General features: G+C 37.1%; 1 protein-coding gene. It reads left to right on the top strand.

Annotated elements, in window-relative coordinates; translation table 11 throughout:
- Positions 1–378: 378 nt before the first annotated feature.
- Positions 379–801, top strand: a 423-nt coding sequence (locus J8L98_RS24470; protein ID WP_210998661.1) for a GNAT family N-acetyltransferase, incomplete at its 3' end; no start/stop codon positions are given.

Genomic DNA, 801 nt, shown 5'->3' with positions numbered 1-801 from the left:
GGTTTTAGTTTTTGAATAGGTGTCACTGTTTGAGTTTTGGGTGCGTACTTTTTGAGTTTACGGTACAAAGGGGCTGGTTAACACAACACCCCATCTGTAGAATATAAAAAACCATCAAAACGGACCTAGCAAACACATCAGCTTGCTGTTTTGCTTTCCTTTCCTTGAACTCAATAAATCTGCGTTAGAGTAGCCAAGGTGACAGAAAGTAATATTTTTAATGTATTTCACAGTGAAAAAATATTGAAGCTGTGTTGCAATGGTGAGCGTATAATTATGTGCCTGTTCTATTTTACTAAAGGTTGAGGCATCAATAAAAAATAAATTAAAACGGGTAATTCTACAGGCTCGTTATAACTCTCTCGGATGTCGGAACATATGAATCTCGTAGTGACCACTTCACCAGCGGAAGAAGACCTTAAAACATTAAGTGTAGGTATTGGCTCTTATAACAAAGATTACCTTCCTGATGAAGTCAGCTTTGAAAAAGACACCAACTTTGCTGTTATCGCGAAAGACGATAATGGAATCGTTTTAGGGGGGATTAGAGCAAAAGCATTCTGGAACTACTGTACTATTGAACTACTATGGTTATCAAAAGAAGCAAGAGGTTTAGGGCTGGGTAGTAATTTAATGAAAGCAGCTGAAAAATTTGCTAAAGACAAAGGTTTTGGCTATGTCCGCACTGAAACTCTGAGCTTTCAAGCAAAGCCTTTTTACGAAAAACTAGGTTATAAAGTATTTGGTGAGTTGCCTGATTATCCTAAAGGCCATACAACATATTGTTTAGTCAAAGAGTTA

Origin of the sequence: Pseudoalteromonas sp. MMG013, assembly GCF_018100885.1 — a bacterium.
Taxonomy (GTDB): domain Bacteria; phylum Pseudomonadota; class Gammaproteobacteria; order Enterobacterales; family Alteromonadaceae; genus Pseudoalteromonas; species Pseudoalteromonas aurantia.
Note: the sequence above shows the minus strand (reverse complement) of the source record. Positions and strands in the feature narration are given on the sequence as shown.